The sequence below is a fragment of the Polaribacter staleyi genome (assembly GCF_038024045.1).
GTDB lineage: Bacteria > Bacteroidota > Bacteroidia > Flavobacteriales > Flavobacteriaceae > Polaribacter > Polaribacter butkevichii.
The window spans coordinates 3445176-3460647 of sequence record NZ_CP150665.1 but is presented as its reverse complement, the minus strand read 5'-3'; the positions used below and the strand labels follow the sequence as shown (position 1 = coordinate 3460647).

General features: G+C 30.2%; 11 protein-coding genes. 6 read left to right on the top strand and 5 right to left on the bottom strand.

What is annotated here, in order from left to right:
• Window positions 1–68 precede the first annotated feature (68 nt).
• The 5 genes from WHD07_RS14350 to WHD07_RS14330 form a co-directional block, all read right to left on the bottom strand.
• Window positions 69–1001: a DUF3078 domain-containing protein gene (locus WHD07_RS14350; RefSeq protein WP_343328964.1), complete on the bottom strand. Its 933-nt coding sequence runs from the start codon at window positions 999–1001 to the stop codon at window positions 69–71.
• A gap of 69 nt (window positions 1002–1070) precedes the next feature.
• The gene (locus tag WHD07_RS14345; RefSeq protein WP_343328963.1) at window positions 1071–1934 is read right to left on the bottom strand and encodes a DUF3078 domain-containing protein; all 864 of its coding nucleotides are present in this window, start codon (window positions 1932–1934) and stop codon (window positions 1071–1073) included.
• A gap of 47 nt (window positions 1935–1981) precedes the next feature.
• Complete coding sequence (locus WHD07_RS14340; RefSeq protein WP_343328962.1) at window positions 1982–2491, bottom strand: DUF2480 family protein; 510 nt, start codon at window positions 2489–2491, stop codon at window positions 1982–1984.
• A gap of 86 nt (window positions 2492–2577) precedes the next feature.
• Window positions 2578–2898 (bottom strand): DUF59 domain-containing protein, encoded by a 321-nt coding sequence (locus WHD07_RS14335; protein ID WP_343328961.1) that lies wholly within the window; start codon window positions 2896–2898, stop codon window positions 2578–2580.
• An 11-nt stretch (window positions 2899–2909) separates the two neighbouring features.
• Window positions 2910–3335 carry a SufE family protein gene (locus WHD07_RS14330; protein ID WP_105047567.1) on the bottom strand — a complete coding sequence of 142 codons (426 nt, stop codon included), beginning with the start codon at window positions 3333–3335 and terminating at the stop codon, window positions 2910–2912.
• 73 nt (window positions 3336–3408) lie between these two features.
• On the opposite strand from WHD07_RS14330, the gene WHD07_RS14325 reads away from it, so the two are divergent.
• From WHD07_RS14325 to WHD07_RS14300, 6 genes are all read left to right on the top strand, one after another.
• Window positions 3409–4335: a PfkB family carbohydrate kinase gene (locus WHD07_RS14325; protein ID WP_343328960.1), complete on the top strand. Its 927-nt coding sequence runs from the start codon at window positions 3409–3411 to the stop codon at window positions 4333–4335.
• Between the two features lie 67 nt (window positions 4336–4402).
• Window positions 4403–6301 (top strand): amidophosphoribosyltransferase, encoded by a 1899-nt coding sequence (locus WHD07_RS14320; RefSeq protein WP_343328959.1) that lies wholly within the window; start codon window positions 4403–4405, stop codon window positions 6299–6301.
• A 303-nt stretch (window positions 6302–6604) separates the two neighbouring features.
• Complete coding sequence (locus WHD07_RS14315) at window positions 6605–9094, top strand: zinc-dependent metalloprotease (protein WP_343328958.1); 2490 nt, start codon at window positions 6605–6607, stop codon at window positions 9092–9094.
• A 298-nt stretch (window positions 9095–9392) separates the two neighbouring features.
• Entirely contained in the window at window positions 9393–12311 is a 2919-nt protein-coding gene (locus tag WHD07_RS14310; RefSeq protein ID WP_343328957.1) for a hypothetical protein, read from the top strand.
• A gap of 536 nt (window positions 12312–12847) precedes the next feature.
• Window positions 12848–14437 carry a carboxypeptidase-like regulatory domain-containing protein gene (locus WHD07_RS14305; protein ID WP_343328956.1) on the top strand — a complete coding sequence of 530 codons (1590 nt, stop codon included), beginning with the start codon at window positions 12848–12850 and terminating at the stop codon, window positions 14435–14437.
• A 171-nt stretch (window positions 14438–14608) separates the two neighbouring features.
• On the top strand, window positions 14609–15373 hold the full coding sequence (locus WHD07_RS14300) for a hypothetical protein (protein WP_343328955.1): 765 nt from the start codon (window positions 14609–14611) through the stop codon (window positions 15371–15373).
• The last annotated feature ends 99 nt before the right edge of the window (window positions 15374–15472 follow it).

Here is a 15472-nt window from a genome sequence, read left to right as displayed (position 1 = left end):
AAAGTAAGGAAAATAAAAAACCTTAAGAATTTCTTCTTAAGGTTTAATAAAATATATTTTGATGCTAATTAAAAAGCATAGCTCATACCAAATAGCCAGTAAGTTTGTAACTTATTATCTACAGTGTCAAAAGTTGCCGAAGGAATCGGATTTATATCTCTTGTTTGTAAATAGTTTAAAGCTTCTTGTTTATTATCACGTAAACCAACTTCTAAACCTACACCAATTCCTTTCCAGATTGTGTAACCAAAAGAGTTTGTCCAAGTCCAGTTAGATAAATCTGCATCTTCATAGCTTTGAAAGATAGATAAGTTAGATTTTACACTTAATTTACCATATTTTTTAGTGTAATCTGCAACAATTTTTGCACCTAAAGAAGATTCAAAAACACTTTCTCCATTACTAAAAACGAAATTGTAGTTTCCTGGGTGCATTACAACAACTAAGTTGTCTGTAGGCGTCCAAGTAGCACCAACACCAAAGTCTAAATAACCTGGGTCATTAAAGTTTTCTATAATAGTAGTTCTGTATTCTGCTAAACCAGAAAGTGCCCACTTTTTGTTTAATCTTTTACCATATAAAGAGCTAATAGTAAATACATCTGTAGCAGCTTCAAAAGATCCATTATCACTTGGGTCATCTTTATCATCTAACTTTACCCAACCTAAGTTAATAGATCCAGAGTTTCTCCAGAAAAAATCTTCTTCAATTAAATTAGCAAAACCATTTACAGTAATACCAATGTTACCTGCAGATGAGTTTGCAGCAGATTTAGAATACCAGTTATTAAAACCAGAAAGACTACCACCAACGGTACCAAAAGCACCTTTTCTCCATCCTGGAAGTGCATCAATTTTTGCTTGTAAAGCATTTACTTCTCCTTGTAATTTAGCAATTTGTGCTTTTTTAGGAGCTTGTTCTTTTTTTAATTCTTCTGCAGTTTGTCCATTCACAGAAAAACTGACAAATACCAATAAAAGTAAGATTGATAATTTTTTCATTTTTAAATTTTTTAATATTTAATTTTAAGCGTGCAAAAATACGCTTTTATTGTTTAGACAATAAAAAAATTAATAAGTCACTTTTTCATGAAAACTATAGTTTAAACCTAAACCAAATAATTGTCTAAACTGTATTCTGCTAGAAGCATTATCATCCATTACGCCGTGAAAAGTCATGTTCATTTTCATATGTTTATTCACTTTAAAACGAATATTCATTTGGTTTTCAATGTCTATATTTTCTGGCTGGTCTAAATAATCAGAATAAACGGTTAAAACATTTTCTACTTCTACATTTTCCATCACCGAAAATTTAAAATAACTAGCTAAGTTAAAACCTAAACTAAAAGCTGTATTATCTCCTTCATCTACCCCAAATTTTCCTGAAAAAAAATCGCTAACCATTGTTAACCTTGCAGTAGCAGGCGCTATATTTATATTTGAGTTATCCGATTTTTTCCATAACATACCAGGACCTAGACTTAAATAGGCCGGTGATAAAAAATCTGAAACCGGTAATGGCGGTGTTTTTTTGTAATTGTACCCTCTTGTATACTGTGTTTTAAAGTTTAGAAATTGAGAAAGGAACCAATTTTTACCTGATTTAACCCCCAACAAAGAGTTTAATTCAAATCTATCATTTGTTTTTCGATATCCTTTACCATTTAAATGACTTAAACCATAACCTGTTAATATTCTTGTATCCCAGTTAATGTTCTTTTTTTTGTAATTAAAATCATAGTGAATGTTTATATCTCCTGCTACAGTATTTTCTCCACCAGAAACCCAATTAGTAAATGAAGATTGGTTAAAAACAAACGAAAACCTTCCTAAAATTTTCCATTTTGGTATAGGTAACGTGTCTTTTTTCTTTTTTTGTGCATAAAAAGAAGTTGAAAGAATAAGTAGTAAAAGAAGTGATAGTCTTCTCATGGTTATAAGCTATTATAAAAATAATAGTAACTGTAAAAACGTTAAAATTATTTTTTAGTTTTATATAAAGGTACTGTTGAGCAAGCTTCTCCAAACATGATAGACCTTGCTACAGGTTGTAATTTTTCAATTAAAAATATATAAGCAGAATCTGGGATGGGCTTATTTGCACATCCTTTTATAATAACAGGTGCATCTGTAAATTCTTTAAAATCTAAAAAACCTATTAATTCTTGATACAGAACGGTTTCTAACAACTCTAAATCACCTATCACTACTTTGTTTGCAAACGGAATTAATTCTGAAGCAACCAACATAAAGGCCCATGAAGGAATTATAGCATCTGCAGAACAAGAAATAGCAACAAAAGAGTTTTTGTACTGAGACCAATCATGGTTTTTTACAGATTCTCTAAAGTCTTTCTCTTTTAAAATTAACTCTTGAAACAACCAATCTTTTACATCAAATAAAACCCGTTTTCCTTCTGGATAGATTTCTTCTAAATCAAAAGTTTTTAGTTTACTATTTGCAACTCTATTTATAATTTCTTCTGCCATTTTTCAAAGTTTCAAAGTTTTAAAGTTTTAAAGTTTTAAAGTTTGCACTTTTAACTAATCATTCAAAACTTAACATTAATAACTACTTACAACATACCAAGCTCTAGCTTTGCTTCTTCACTCATCATATCTTGTGTCCAAGTAGGATCGAACGTAATTTCCACTTCGCAATTTTCAATTTCTTTTAACGATTTTACTTTTTCCTCTACATCCGCAGGTAAACTCTCTGCAACAGGGCAATTTGGTGAAGTTAAGGTCATTAATATTTTTGCATTGTTTTCTTCAGATACAAAAACATCATAAATTAAACCTAACTCGTATATATCTACTGGTATTTCTGGATCATAAATTGTTTTTAAAACATTTACAATTTTATCACCTATTACTTCTAATTCTTTATCTGTCATTCTTTAAAATCTTAATTTGATAATTTAGTTTGTTGCGCAATTGCATACATTTTTATATACTTAATCATAGAAACTAAACCATTTGCTCTTGTGGGTGATAAATGTTCTTTTAAACCAATTTCATCAATAAAATCTGTATCCGCTGCTAAAATAGCTGCTGGTTTTTGATTTGAATAAACCCTCAATAATAATGCCACAATTCCTTTGGTTAAAATAGCATCACTATCTGCAGAAAACTTAATAGTATCATTCTCTAATTCTGAATATAACCATACTTTAGACTGACAACCTTTTATTAAATTTTCATCTAATTTATGTGCATCATCAATCATTGGTAACGATTTCCCTAACTCTATAATGTACTCATAGCGTTCCATCCAATCATCAAACATAGAAAACTCATCAATAATTTCTTCTTGTATTTCTTTGATAGTCATTTTTAAAACTTATTTTTGCACTTTTAAAAAAGCATTCTTATTAGAATGCAAAATTACGTATAAAATCTAAGAAATGAGTAAATTATTAGCAGTTGGTACAGTAGCTTTTGATGCTATTGAAACTCCTTTTGGGAAAACTGACAAAATATTAGGTGGTTCTGGAACTTATGTAGGTTTAGCTGCAAGTCAATTTGGAGTAAAAACAGGCGTTGTTTCTGTTGTTGGTGGAGATTTCCCTGCCTCATATCTAGAAATGATGAATTCTAAAGGAATTAATACCGATGGAATTGAAGTTGACAAAGAAGGTAAAACTTTTTTCTGGAGTGGTAAATATCATAATGATATGAACTCTAGAGATACTTTAATTACAGAATTAAATGTTTTAGAAACATTTGCCCCTGTGGTTCCAGAAAGTTTTAAAGATGCAGGTATTGTAATGTTAGGTAATTTACACCCTTTAACACAAGCATCTGTTTTAGACCAAATGACAGAAAGACCAAAATTAGTAGTTTTAGATACGATGAACTTTTGGATGGATATTGCTTTGGCAGATTTACATACCGTTTTAAAAAGAGTAGATGTAATTACCATTAATGATGAAGAAGCTCGTCAATTATCCGGAGAATATTCTTTGGTAAATGCGGCTAAAAAGATTCATGAAATGGGACCAAAATATGTGGTCATCAAAAAAGGAGAACATGGTGCTTTGTTATTTAATGAAGGAAATATGTTTTATGCTCCGGCATTACCGTTAGCAGAAGTTTTTGATCCAACGGGAGCAGGAGATACTTTTGCAGGTGGTTTTTGTGGGTTTTTAGCAAAAACAGAAGACATCTCTTTTAACAACATGAAAAATGCTGTTATATATGGTTCTAACTTGGCTTCTTTCTGTGTAGAGAAATTTGGTACCGATAGAATGCAAGAACTTACAGCTGCCGAAGTAAAATCTCGCTTACAAGATTTTAAAGATTTAACACAGTTTGATATAAAAATATCTTAATTTTAATCCGCAGGTTTTGCTGCGGATTTTTTATTTATAACAACCCCTACAAAAACGATAACTACCAATGAGTGACGCTATTAAACACGAATGTGGAATTGCACTTGTTAGATTAAAGAAGCCTTTACAATTTTATAAAGACAAATACGGTTCTGCTTTTTACGGAATCAATAAAATGTATTTATTAATGGAAAAACAGCACAATCGTGGTCAAGATGGTGCAGGTTTTGCTAGCATAAAATTTAATGTAGCCCCAGGCACAAGGTATATTAGTAGAGTGCGCTCTAACCAATCGCAACCTATACAAGATATTTTTGCTCAAATTAACGAACGTTTAAATGGAGTTTTAGAACAAAATCCAGATAAAAAAGACGATGTTGCATGGCAAGAAGAAAACATGCCTTATGTTGGTAATTTGTTTTTAGGACACGTGCGTTATGGTACTTTTGGTAAAAATAGTATAGAAAGTGTACACCCTTTTTTACGCCAAAGTAATTGGAGACACAAAAACTTAATAGTTGCTGGTAACTTTAATATGACAAACTCTAAACAAATGTTAGAGGAGTTAATTGAGTTAGGTCAGCACCCAAAAGAGTCTACCGATACGGTAACTGTAATGGAAAAAATTGGTCATTTTTTAGAAGATGAAGTTGGTAAATTATATCAACAAGCTAAAAAAGAAGGTTTTAATAAAAGAAACGCCTCTCCATTTATCGAAGAAAATTTAAGTCTTAAAAAGGTATTAAAAAGATCTTCTAAAAACTGGGATGGTGGATATGCAATGGCAGGTTTAGTTGGACATGGAGATGCTTTTGTTTTAAGAGATCCAAACGGAATTAGACCTACCTACTTTTATGAAGATGAAGAAGTAGTTGTTGTTGCATCAGAAAGACCTGTTATACAAACTGTTTTTAATGTTAAGATTGATGATGTTCAAGAATTAAAAAGAGGACATGCTTTAATTATTAAAAAGAGCGGAAAAACTTCTATAAAAAAGGTATTAGAACCAAGAGAAAACAAGGCATGTTCTTTTGAACGTATTTATTTTTCTAGAGGAAGTGATGCTTCTATTTACGAAGAACGTAAAAATTTAGGAAAATATGTGTTTCCTAAAGTACTAGACTCTATTAACAGTGATATTTCTAATACGGTATTTTCTTTTATCCCAAATACAGCGGAAACCTCTTTTTACGGAATGACAGAAGCTGCTGAAGATATTTTAAATCAACAAAAAACAGCTAAAATATTAGCAGGTGGCACAAAATTATCTGCGCAAAGAGTTACAGAAATTTTATCTGAAAGACCTCGTTTTGAAAAAATTGCAATTAAAGATGCAAAATTAAGAACTTTTATTGCTGATGATAGCAGTAGAGATGATTTGGTAGAGCATGTATATGATATTACTTACGGTGTTGTAAAACCTACCGACAACCTTGTTATTATTGATGATAGTATTGTTCGTGGAACAACCTTAAAGAAAAGTATTATTAGAATTTTAGACAGATTAAGTCCTAAAAAAATAGTTGTAGTTTCTTCTGCGCCACAAATTCGTTACCCAGATTGTTACGGAATTGACATGGCTAGAATTGATGATTTTATTGCTTTTAAGGCAGCTTTAGAATTGTTAAAAGACACCAATCAATATCATATTGTAGATGATGTTTACAAAAAGTGTAAAGAACAACAAGCCAAAGCAGATACAGAAATTATAAATCACGTTAAAGAAATTTACAATCCTTTTAAACCCGAAGAAATTTCTGCTAAAATTGCAGAAATGTTAAAAACAGAAGATATTAAGGCTGGTGTAGAAGTTATTTATCAATCTATAGAAGGTTTACACAAAGCGTGTCCTGATAATCTTGGTGATTGGTATTTTACAGGCAATTATCCTACTCCGGGAGGGATGAGAGTTGTAAACCAAGCTTATATTAACTTTTACGAAGGAAATGATAAAAGAGCTTATTAAGACAAACTCTTTTTACTATTTATAAAAAGAAAAACTCATATACAATTAATTGTATATGAGTTTTTCTTTTTAATATTTTTAGCTAAAAACTAAAGTTATCACACTTACTTTTAAATAATTTATAGCTTAATATTGTTAGCTAAAGCATCCTTAAACACCTAAAATAATTTAAAAAAAAATTCTTACACTTTAGTCTATTTTTTATTTAAACAAGAGGTTTTCCTTTAACATTTCTTTAAGCTTTCTTTAAGATTCCTTTTTTATAGTTTCCCTAAATTGTGTCTTAATTCAAATATAACTTTAATGATAACAAAAAGACTTTTTACTAAATTACTTTTAGTAGCTTTTGTACTTGGTTTTTCTACAGAAATGGATGCCCAATTTTGGAAGAAAAAAGAAAAAGAGACAGCAAAGAAAACTAAAAAACCAACCCCTAAAAAAGGAGACATTCAACCTTACGGTAAAGTAGTTACCAAAGACTACACAACTGATGAAGGTTTATTTAAAGTACACAAAAAAGATGACGAGTATCTTTTTGAGATTCCAGATTCTCTTATAAAAAGAGAAATGTTAATGGTTACAAGAATTGCTAAAACTGCCAATGGTATTGGTTTTGGTGGCGGAAAAACCAATACACAAGTACTACGTTGGGAAAAGAAAAAGAAACAAATTCTGTTAAGAATTGTTTCTTACGATGTAGTTGCTGATACTATTTTACCCGTACATGAGGCTGTTGTAAACTCTAATTTAGAGCCTATTTTATTTTCTTTTCCAATAAAAGCAATCAGTAAAGATTCTACGGCAACCGTTATAGATGCTACCGCTTTATTTGCTACAGATATAAAACCCTTAGGTTTTCCAGATTTTTATAGAAAAGCTTATGGTGCAACAAGAATGGATAAAGATCGTTCTTATATAGACCGCGTAAGCAGTTACCCACAGAACATAGAAATTAGACATGTAAAAACTTATTTTGCAAGTAAAGCTCCATCAAACAAGGCACTAGGTTCTATTACTTTAGAGATGAGTAACTCTATGATACTACTACCTAAAGTACCTATGAAAAGACGTTATTTTGATGAACGTGTAGGATGGTTTGCACGCGGACAAGTAGATTATGGCTTAGAAGCTCAAAAAAGTAAAACCGTAACTTATTTAGATAGATATCGTTTAGAGGTAAAAGATGAAGATATCGAAAAATTTAAAAGAGGAGAATTAGTAGAACCTAAAAAACAAATTGTTTATTATGTAGATAGAGCTACCCCTAAAGAATGGGTTCCTTATATTATTCAAGGTGTAAACGATTGGCAAGTTGCTTTTGAAGCTGCAGGTTTTAAAAATGCAATTGTTGGTAAAATGGCACCAACTAAAGAAGAAGATCCAGAGTATAGCCCAGAAGATGTTCGTTATTCTGTAATTCGTTATTTAGCTTCTCCTATTCCAAATGCAAACGGTCCTCATGTTAGCGACCCAAGATCAGGAGAAATTTTAGAATCGGATATCAACTGGTATCATAATGTAATGACTTTATTACACAATTGGTACTTTATACAAACTGCAGCAATAAATCCTGATGCAAGAGGTAACAATTTTAAAACAGAAACTATGGGACGTTTAATTCGTTTTGTTTCTTCTCATGAGCTTGGTCACACTTTAGGATTACCTCATAATATGGGGAGTTCTACTGCTTACCCCGTAGATTCTTTACGCTCTGCTTCTTTTACTAAAAAGTACGGAACAGCACCTTCTATTATGGATTATGCTCGTTTTAATTACGTTGCACAACCAGAAGATAAAGGTGTTGCATTAATGCCAAATATTGGTACGTATGATAAATATGCCATTTCTTGGGGATACAGACCTATTTTAGATAAAAGTGCTATTGATGAAAAACCAATTTTAGACTCTTGGATTTTAAAGCATGCAGGAGACCCAATGTACAGGTTTGGACATCAACAAGCAAGTGGAGTTGTAGATCCTAGTTCTCAAACAGAAGATTTAGGAGACAACGCCATGAAAGCTTCTATGTATGGTATTAAAAATTTACAAAGAATTTTACCTAGATTAGAGGAATGGACATCTGAAAAAGGTAAAAATTATGACGAATTATCTACCATGTACGGACAAGTTTTAAGTCAGTTTAATAGATATATGGGGCATGTAACAGCAAATGTTGGTGGGGTTTACGAAAATTATAAAACCACAGACCAAGAAGGTGCTGTTTATACTCCTGTAGATAAAGCTACTCAAAAAGAAGCATTGCAATTTGTTATTGATGAGTTATTTAAAACACCTACTTGGATGTTAGATCAAAACATTTTTAGCAAAACTGAATTTTCTGGTTCTGTAGAAAGAGTTAGAGGTTTACAAGCAAGAACTTTAAATAACATATTAGATGCTGGTAGAATGGCACGTATGATAGAAAATGAAACCTCTAATGGTTCTAAAGCTTACTCTTTAATTAACATGATGAGCGATTTAAGAAAAGGAGTTTGGAGTGAAATTTATACAGGAAAGTCTATTGACACCTACAGAAGAAACTTACAAAGAGCTTATTTAGACAGGTTAGATTATCTATTAAATAAAGCATCAGACCAAAGAGGTAGTAATAGCGGTTATAGAAAAACAACTGGTATTACAATAAATCAATCTGATGTAAAATCTGTAGCAAGAGGCGAGTTAAAACGTTTACAACGTGATGCAAAATCTGCATCTAATAGAGGCAATACGTTAACACGCTATCACCTACAAGATGTTGTAGATAGAATTGATACAATTTTAGATCCTAAATAATAAAAACATTATTTTACAAATATTTAAAACCTCATCTTAATTGATGAGGTTTTTTCTTTTTAGACCATTACAAGCCTTATATTTTTAAAAAATAATTTACTTTTTTTTTAACTAACCAAAAAACCTTAAACAACTACAAAACATTATACCCCTAAATAACAGTTCCTTAGATGAACTGCAACGTTGCTTAAATGAACCTTTACAACTAATTGATTGAATGATATATTTGAACTGTTAATAGGTAAAATATTTTCAACTATTACATTCATAAATTAATTTTTGCTAAAACCATAGACGTATGAAAACGAAACTATTAGTGATTTTAACTTTTATCATTTCTATTAATTCCTTTGCGCAGATTAGAGCTGTAAAAAAGAGTGCTACAATGAAAAAAGTAACCAAGCCCATGGTTTTAGCTAAAGATAAAGGAATTGTAAAAAAAACAATGATTTCTCCAGCAAATGAAGCAATTGTTTATACAAACTCCCCTAGTTTTAAATACACATTAAACAAAGAAGTTCCTCGTTTACAAGCAGCACAAACCAAAAGTGCTAGCTCTAAAACAATTGTACTTACAGTTGTAAAAATTACAAATGATCCTAATTGGGCTGCTCAAAATCATATTGTTTTACAAGAAGAAATACTTTCTAATATAAATACAGGAGTTAGTAAAACCTTTAGCAACCTTTCTCTAGCTTTAAACCATGCTTACGCTTGGAATATTGAATTTAAAGGAGAAACACCCAATGAAGAAGATACAAATTGGAACATATTTTATTATTTTGATAAAGAAACTGTGGTTGACAATACAGATCCGCATGCTTGTAATACCAAATATATTTTTGACCCAAGCTTTAGAGATAAAGTATATTGGAAAACAACAAACACCTCTTTTAATTCTTATACTAATGTAAACACTGTTTCTAACGGACATGATGATCCTGGTGCAGGACTTCTAGCAAGTCCGAATACTATTATTTATCAAAAATTACAAACTCCAATTAGAAAAGATAAAAACTATCAATTAAAATTTTCTATAAAGCATGTAAAAGAAAAATCATCTTTTAAAATAAAAGCAATTGCTTTTAACGGGACTTTAAACACCTTAACACCAAGCTCTAACATTGCTATAATGACTGTAAGCGGTAACATCCCTTATTATGATGATTGGAATAAAATAACCCTTTCTACTTGGAAAGCACATAAAGATTTTGAAAACATTGCTTTGGTTTTTATTCCTGAAAATAACAGAGCAAGATTAAACTTACTGATAGACCGAGTTTGTTTAGACGAAGCAAAATCAACTTGTGAAGAAAACAATTTGACCTATGATGTAGGAAATGCTAGTGGAAATGAAAACATTACCATAACCAATGAAGAATATTTGGTAGGAACAGTACAAGACCTATACCCTAACCAAGATACCTCTACTTTAGACTGGTATGCAAATATAGCCGATGATTGCTTATCTATTGGAGGTGATGATGCAGAGGAAGATGCCATACAGCCCAATGCACATGATGCCATTGAAATAGAAAAAGCTGAAAAAGAATTAGAGGAAATAGAAAACAAATTGATAAAAGAAGCACCCGAATATTTTAAGCCTAAGAATGGAATACAACCTATTGTTTATAATGGTAAAGCAAAATGTTCTGATAAAAAACCTGCTTTAGACCCTACAAAACCATTTGGAGGTAGGGACGTTGTTTATATACATGGTTTGCAATTAAATGCAATTATGGGTAACTTAAAACCTTCGCCAACATTTCAAGGAAAATGGCCAGATGATAAAAACGAATTTTATAAGGGAGGTGAGTTTTATAATGAAGCCAAAGACTATTGGGAAAATCATATAAAAAGAGGTTTAGGAAGTGCTATAGCTCCGTCTAATTCTTATCTTATTGTTTCTTATTCTGCAAACCAAAGATTAGAGGTTGCAATTCATGCCGTATTAACTCAGATTAGAGATGCCATGGCAGGAGAAAATATTGGTGTTGTAAAATCTAACGAACAATATAAAAATAAAAGATGTTTTGGAAGTAATGGTATTGTTGTAGTTACACATTCTACCGGAGGATTGGTAGCAAGTACCATGTTTAGTATTGCAGAAAAGTCTGGTACTAACCAAACTTATAAAGATTATTATGGAGATGTTAGGTTTATAACAAATAAAATAGATGCCCAAATAGGATTTGATGCTGCTTACGGTGGTAGCCCATTAGCTACAACAGGAATTGCCGTTTTAGCAGGACTTACTATAAATCCTGTATTAAAAACTGCTGCTAAGGTGTTTTTTCAGAATAACAACTTACAACAACATGCTAATTTTAATCCTACCAATACTATTTTGTTTGATTTAACACCTATGGTGTCTAAATATAAATGGAGACCTTTAATGAGTAGTAGCATTCCTACCTTAATAATGACAGGAAGTACTACAGGAAAATCTGCCGAAGGACTGTTAACGTTTCCTGGTAATTTATTAATTAGAGGTTTTGATGATGGGGTGTTAAGCAATGGAAGCCAATCTAGTCATATAAAAAGAAGGCCGGGTTTTATGGTAAAAAACAGAGGGAAGTTAGTTGACAAAGGAACCCCTTTGATGAAGCGTAAAGCTATTGTACAAATGAGTAAATCTGGTAAAAACTTTCAAAGAGGAGAAAGAAACTACTATATAAGTCCGTTTTTATCTCCTACCGGAATGTTACAAGGTAATAGCGTAAGAGGTATTGTAGACAGACCAGGACAATTTATACACAACCATTTTACCATACTTCAAACTACAGGAGACCATTTTGACAATGTAGATGAAGTGGCAAGAGGACATGATAATAACTATGGATATACCGATGGAGATGGACTATTAAATCGTACTAATTTAGGAACCCCTTTTAGAGCTCCTAGAAATAAAATAAAAAACAATGAAGAAACACCAGTTGTATCTAGCGCTTCTTTGTATTCTTCTGGATTATTGAATTCTGATTTTGCAAGTCTAAATCAAGAGTGGATAAAAAAAGAAACTTGGGGTTTTCATGCTCCTAAAATTATAATGGTACGCAAATGTATTCGTTTGTTTAGAAAAGAACGATGTATAAAAGTACCAAAAGTTATTTGGCATTATTACGAATTTATTAAATGGCAGCGTAAATATCATCTATTAAAAGACTACGAAACCAAAATGGGAATGGATTATATGTATGAATATATTTTAAGGTAATAATGATTTATACTCACAAAGTAAATTTCATAAAAAAATAGATTCTCTTAAATGTAGATACATTTACCTCAAAAACATTTCTAAAGCAGACCCTTTATTTTGCTATTTTTTTAGATGTTAGTAAGCAAAATTATCAACCTAAAAAGAAAAAAATTACCGTTACAATTTTAATAATAACATTTTCTACACGTAACGGTAATTTTCTAATAATGTTTTTAAAAATATTGATATCTCTTTAAAAACAAACTCAAAAAGAAGTCCTTCTACTTTTAATCAATACTATTCTAATAACTTATTTCTGTTTTTCTCACTTAAAAGATGCTCTAATTAAATAAAAAAAAGCAAAAATAAAGCAAAACTCATTTATTGGGTCTACACTTATTTGGTTGTAAAATACTTTAAAAAGTATCCTATATTTGCACAACATTATTTTTTTATGAGTCAAGCACTTTCTCTTCTCCTTTACAAAAATTTAGAAATGTATTCAATCATTTTTTTGAAGGGATTGATACTATTTAAATAATTACAGACCTTATATGTTGAAACAAAAAACATACTTTTTCACCTTTTTTTTTAACCTATTTATTACCGCATTGTTTGCTCAAGAAAAAATTTCTTGTAAAGTTTTAGATGCATTTTCTAAACAACCTATAACTTATGCTACAGTAATGCTTAAAAAAATAGAAAGAGGCACACACGCAGACTTAAACGGAGGTTTTCAAATACCTGCTAAATATAAAAGTAACGGTGTTATTAAAATATCTTCCATCGGGTATATATCTAAAGAAATACAACTATCTAAACTAAATAACAAGGATATAAATATCATTTATTTAGCTCCCTCAAATAACAAATTAGATGAAGTTATTATCAAAACTACTAAAAAGAAAAAAAGGAAATTATTAGGCATCCAAATTGTTAAAAGGGCCATTGACAACATATTGGATAATTATCCAACAGAAGCACATTCTTATATTGGTTATTATAGAGATTACCAGCAACCCGTTGGAGATTCTTATCAAAAAAACAGGCAATCTAAAATAGCCATTAAATACTTAAATGTACACGAAGCTATTATAGAATCTTTTGATGCTGGTTTTGATAGTGATAAATTAACAGATCCTAAAAATCAATCTCTTTTATATAATTATAAAATCAACCAAGAATTTATTAGAGACTCTACCCTTACAATTCCGTATGATAATAAAAGAAAAAAGTATTCTGAAAGTGTATACATTTCTCCTTTAGGAGGCAATGAATTAAATCTTTTAAACCTTACAAATGCTATTAGAAATTATAATAAAATGTCTTTTTCTTATAGCAATGTTTTTCAAAAAGACTTTGTAAAAAACCATAAATTCAGATTAAAAAACATCGTGTTTGCAGATAGTATCCCTTTATATGAAGTAACTTTTTCTTCTATTTTAGAAAAAACAAGTTTTGAATACTCTGCTTATGGCAGTATTTATATTTCTAAACAAGATTTTTCTATTTATAAATTGAACTACAATCTTTACTACAGAAACAAGAAAAACCCACAATATGCTGTTACCATAGAATACACTCCAAAAAAAGATAAAATGTATTTGAACTACATCACTTTTAATAATTTCTTTGAAGCAACCAATGGAAATTATTTTAAAATTGATAAAACCTTTTTCAATAGCAAACAAAAAACTTTTAAAATCTATTTTAACAGAAGTGTAGCACTTACAAGTATTGATAAAAGAAATTTTAAAATCTATTACAAAAATAAAAGATTAAAAGTAACTGCTATTAGTCCTTTTGAAGGTAGTCTAAGAATTTTTAATGTTTTTATTGATGACAAATCTATTGCCGAAATAGATTTTGAAAACGAAAAAAACACCCCTAGATATACTTCTTTTTTTCAGTTTGATATTACCAAGTTAAAAGATCTAAGTGGTCATAAAATTGATGAAAGAGCGAGTATAAAGATGAATCAATATCGTGAATTCTTTGTACAAGAAACCTTTGAAAATAAAACAGCAACTCAACAAAATAAATTTATAGATAAAAACGCTCCATTATCTAGAGCCAAAATAACCAAGTTACAACTAGAACATGATTACTGGTTAAACACTCCTTTAAAATCTAGTAAAAATTAATTTTTGATTACATACGAGCTTTTAAAAAAAACTAAAACCTCGTCTTAATTGATGAAGCTTTTTTGTACCTAGTAATTTGGGTTGCTTCTAAACCTAAAAAACACTAATTTCGTTATCGTCTGATATATCAAATTAAAATTCACCATATCAATAAAGTTAGTGAGCATATAAATGGAAACAATAAAGACAATAACAGCAATATTAACAGGAGGTGTTTTATGGGAAGGTTTTAAATTTCTATATCCAGATTTAAAAAGAATAATAGAATCAAGAATTAATGCGAAGAATATTCTTAACAAAAACATAGATCCCTTACTTAAATCTGCAAGTGAATTATATGGGAAAATTGAATCATTGGCAAAGGAAGATTTTGCGTCATTCATTAACCCTGAAAAATCTAACTCAGTAAATCCTGAGCATAACAAGAAATACGTAATGTTTCTCTTTTCTCAATTTTGGGGTAATTTAGAATATTTACGTTTAGAAAATCAATATACTTCTTTAGCAAAACTTGATAAAGGTAAAAACCTTCTTAGATTTATAGAAACAATTGAATCTAGAAAATTTAGAATTTTAGATCGTTCAATTCAACGTATAATTGGAGAAGGTATGATTTCCGAACCAAACGCTAAATTTAATATTTTAACACTAAAAGAATTTATTGAAAAAAATAATAGTGATGAGAACTTTTCAATTTGGATAGATAAATTAGATGAAGCACTAACTGAAACTAAAGAAAAGAATCAACGACAAAAAATTCTTGTTTTTGGAATAATAACAGCATTAATAATAGATTATTTTGACCCTGATTACAAGGTTGCTCGAAGAAGAGGTATTTATTCAAATAAACTTTCAAAGAGAAGTAAGAAACTTATTCAAAATGATTTAAGTAAGCATTATCTACCATTTATTAAAACAAAATTGAAATATTTTTAAAAAACGAGAGCCCGCAGATTTTGTTCACTATAAATAGTTACTTAAATCGTTGGACTCTTCCGTTGCCTTAAATATTTTTAACTAAAGAATTTCTAATAT